We start from the raw sequence: 4,001 nt of genomic DNA on the forward strand, positions 1-4,001 counted from the left end.
AACCCGTGTTTCAGCCGTGAAAGGGCCGCGTCCTAACCACTAGACGAAGGGGCCATCCGAAACCCGCGCCTAGGGCGGCGCGTGCGACGGGTCAAGCCGCCGCGGTGATGATCGGCACGAACTTTGCCGCGGTCAGGCTGGCGCCGCCGACCAGCGCGCCGTCCACGTCGGGCGCACCGAGGATGCTCGCCGCATTGTCGCCCGTCACCGAGCCGCCGTAGAGGATGCGGATGCCGTCCGCACGATCGCCGACCAGGTGGCGCATGCGGGCGCGGGCGATGGAGTGAATCGCGGAGATCTCGTCCAGCGTCGGCGTGCGGCCGGTGCCGATTGCCCAGCGCGGTTCATAGGCGAGCGTCAACCAGCTGCCGTCGGCATTCTCGGGCAAGGACTTTTCCACCTGCGCCTGGATCACCCGCTCGGCGCGACCGGCGTCGCGCTCGGCCTCGGTCTCGCCGCAGCACAGGATCACGCCCAGACCGTGCTTGTGCGCTGCCGCCGCTTTCGCCCAGGCATCCTGGCTTGTCTCGCCCTGGTCGTGTCGCCGCTCCGAATGGCCAACGATGGTGAAGACCGCCCCGGCTTCCACGAGCATCGCCGCGGAGACACAGCCGGTGTGCGCGCCTTTCTCGGCCGCATGCACGTCCTGCGCGCCGATCGCGAAACCCGGCACCCGCGCCACCGCGGGCGCGATCAAAGTCGTCGGCACCGCCACGCCGGCATCGACATCCGCGTGCGCTGCCGCCGCGGCGGCGATCGCGTCCAGCTCCGCCAGCATCGCCAGCGACCCGTTCATCTTCCAGTTTCCGACAACCAGCTTGCGCCGCATCTGCTCCCCCTCTTGCTTGCGATCCCGCCTATCAAGCCCCGCGGCTTGATGCCACCGCCCTGCCCGCATAAAGGCCGGCCTCTCGAAAGGCCCTTCATGCTCGCGTTCTTCCGCCGCTTCACCAACTCGCGCTTCGGCGTGGTCATCGCCTTTGCGGTGCTGATCCTGATCGCGCTCGGCTTCGGCCTGGGCGACATCGCCGGCATCAGCTCGGGCACGACCAGCCTTGGCGGCGCTTCGATCGCCAAAGTGGGCGGCAGCGCGGTGGGTGCGGCGGACCTGCGCAGCAGCGTCCAGAACGCAGTGGAGGCCGGGCGGCGCGAGAACCCGTCGCTGACGATCGGCGACTTCGTGGCCGAGGGCGGCTTCGACGCGACACTGGAGCGGCTGCTCAACGGCCTGTCGCTATGGGAGTTCGGCACCGACCAGGGCATGCGCGTGGGCAAGAAGCTGGTGGACGGCCAGCTTGCCAGCTTCCCCTCGCTGCGTGGCCCCAGTGGCCAGTTCGACCAGCGCATCTACGAGCAGCTGCTGCGCGACCAGCGCCTCACCGACGCGCAGGTCCGCCGCGACATCGCGCAGGACCTGATGGCACAGCATCTCGTCAGTCCTACGCTTGGCGCCTCGCAGATGCCGGTGGGCGTCGCGATGCCCTATGCCAACCTGCTGCTGGAGCGGCGCGAGGGCCAGGTCGCGTTCGTGCCGTCCAGCGCGGTGCCGCAGGGTGCCGCACCGACTGACGCCGAGGTGCAGGGCTGGTATCGCGCCAACATCCGCCGCTATTCGCTGCCCGAGCGCCGGGTGATCCGCTACGCCCTGGTCACGCCCGAGCAGGTCCGCGCCCGTGCGACGCCGAGCGAGGCGGAGATCGCGCGCGCGTATGCCGAGAACCGCGCCCGCTATCAGCCGACCGAGAAGCGCACGATCACTCAGGTGACGGTGCTCACCCAGCAGGGCGCCAACGCGCTTGCCGCCAAGGTCCGCGGCGGCACCTCGCTGGCGGAGGCCGCGCGCGCCGCAGGGCTGGAGCCGCGCACGATCACCGACGTGGAGAAGGCCGCTTATGCCGGCCAGACCTCCGCGGCGACCGCGGACGCCGCCTTCAAGGCTGCGCAAGGCGGTCTCGTCGGCCCGCTGCGTGCGAGCCTCGGATATGTGGTCGCGCGCGTGGACGCGGTGACACAGGTTCCCGGTCGCACGCTCGCGCAGGCGCATGACGAGATCGCCACCACGCTGACCCAGCAGAAGACGCAGGAAGCGCTGTCGCAGATCCAGGACGCGATCGGCGGCGCGATCGACGGCAACGCCACCTTCGCCGAGATCGTCGGCGAGCAGAAGCTGACGGCGCAGGCCACCCCGGCCATCGCCGCAAACGGCATCAACCCCGATACCGGCGCACGGGTCGATGCGGCGCTGGCGCAGGTTGTCGCCGCTGCCTTCGCTGCCACCGACGGCGACGCGCCCACGGTGGTGCCGGCCGGACCGGGCGGCTTCGCGGTCGTGGCGGTAGACCGCGTGGTGGCGCCCGCACCCCGCCCGCTTGCGGCCATCCGCGCGCAGGTGGCGCAGGACTTCACCGCCAATCGGGCGCGCATGGCCGCCCGCAAGGTCGCGAACGATATCCTGGCGCGTGCCAAGGCGGGTGACCTCGCCAAGGCCGCCAGCGCGAGCGGTTTGTCGCTTCCGCCGATCCGTCCGCTCAGCGCACCGCGCGCGGCGCTGGCCCGCAATCAGAACGGGGTCTCGCCCGAGCTCGCGATGCTGTTCAGCATGGCGCCGGGCACCGCCAAGCTGGTTCCTGCGGCGGACGGCAGCGGCTGGCGCGTGGTCAAGCTCAATCGCGTGATCGCGGGTGACGCGCGCAAGAACGAGCGGCTGGTGGCGGCGACGCGCAACGATGTGGGCCGGCTGCTGGGGCAGGAATATGCGCAGCAGTTCACCACCGCAGCCCGCGCGGCGGTGGGCGTGAAGCGCAACAGCGGCGCGATCGACCAGGTCCGCCGCGACCTGATCGGCGGAGGCCCCAATAACTGAGGCAGCCCTTGCCGCGCTGAAGGCGGGACGTCCGGCGCTGGTCTGGCGCCGGCGCATCGCCGATACCGAGACGCCCGTCGCCGCCGCGCTCAAGCTGATCGAGCCGGGGCGCGGCGACTTCCTGCTCGAATCGGTCGAGGGCGGATCGGTGCGCGGGCGGCACAGCCTGATCGGGCTCGCCCCTGACCTGGTGTTTCGCGCGCACGGTAATCGCGCCGAGATCAACCGGACCTGGCTGGACGACCGCGACGCCTTCGCGCCTGCGGCGGGGCCGGCGCTCGAGGAACTGCGCGCATTGGTCGAGGCGTGCCGGATGGAGGTGCCGGAGGGATTGCCGCGCGCGCTGGCGTGCCTGGTCGGCTATTTCGGCTACGAGACGGTCGGGCTGGTTGAGCGGCTGGCGGTGCCCGCTAGCGATCCGCTGGACCTGCCAGACATGCTGTTCGTCCGGCCGACGGTGCTGCTGGTGTTTGACCGGCTCGCCGACGCCCTCTTCCTGGTCGCGCCGGTGTGGGCGGAAACCGGCGGCGATCCTGCCGACCTGATGGCCCACGCCGAAGCCCGGCTCGACGCGGTAGAGGCGAAGCTGGCGGCGGCGTTGCCTGCGCCGGCACGGGCCGGTTCGGTCGAGGTAGTGCCCGCTCCTGCCCTGCCCGCCGGACGCTATCGCGAGATGGTGGCAGCGGCACAGCGCTACATCGTCGCGGGCGACATCTTCCAGGTGGTGCTCGCCCAGCGCTTCTCCACGCCCTTCCCGCTGCCGCCGTTCGAGCTCTATCGCGCGCTGCGGCGGATCAATCCCTCGCCCTTCCTCTACCATCTCGACCTGCCCGGCTTTGCGCTGACCGGGTCGAGCCCCGAGATCCTGGTCCGCGTGCGCGACGGCGAGGTGACGATCCGGCCGATCGCCGGCACCCGCCCGCGTGGGAAGACCGCGGCCGAGGACGAGGCCAACCGCACCAGCCTGCTCGCCGACCCCAAGGAGCGCGCCGAGCATCTGATGCTGCTCGATCTCGGCCGCAACGATGTTGGCCGGGTCGCGGAAGCGGGCAGCGTGCGGGTGACCGAAAGCTACACGATCGAGCTCTACAGCCACGTCATGCATATCGTCTCCAACGTCGTCGGCCGGCTCGATCCC

General features: G+C 71.0%; 3 protein-coding genes. 2 read left to right on the top strand and 1 reads right to left on the bottom strand.

What is annotated here, in order from left to right; translation table 11 throughout:
* Positions 1 to 91: 91 nt before the first annotated feature.
* A complete protein-coding gene (gene tpiA / locus ACFDTH_RS17725) occupies positions 92 to 829 on the bottom strand; it encodes a triose-phosphate isomerase (protein ID WP_375288874.1) in 738 nt (245 codons plus the stop codon).
* Positions 830 to 925: 96 nt separating this feature from the next.
* Between tpiA and ACFDTH_RS17730 the strand changes: the two genes are divergently transcribed.
* Together ACFDTH_RS17730 and ACFDTH_RS17735 are read left to right on the top strand one after the other, a co-directional pair.
* Positions 926 to 2,863, top strand: coding sequence for a peptidyl-prolyl cis-trans isomerase (locus ACFDTH_RS17730; RefSeq protein ID WP_375288875.1), 1,938 nt, complete (start codon positions 926 to 928; stop codon positions 2,861 to 2,863).
* Positions 2,856 to 4,001 (top strand): anthranilate synthase component I family protein (locus ACFDTH_RS17735; RefSeq protein WP_375288876.1); only part of this gene is annotated, 1,146 nt, incomplete at its 3' end. The genes ACFDTH_RS17730 and ACFDTH_RS17735, both read left to right, overlap by 8 nt.

The sequence above is a fragment of the Sphingomonas sp. genome, assembly GCF_042096255.1.
Lineage (GTDB): Bacteria > Pseudomonadota > Alphaproteobacteria > Sphingomonadales > Sphingomonadaceae > Sphingomonas.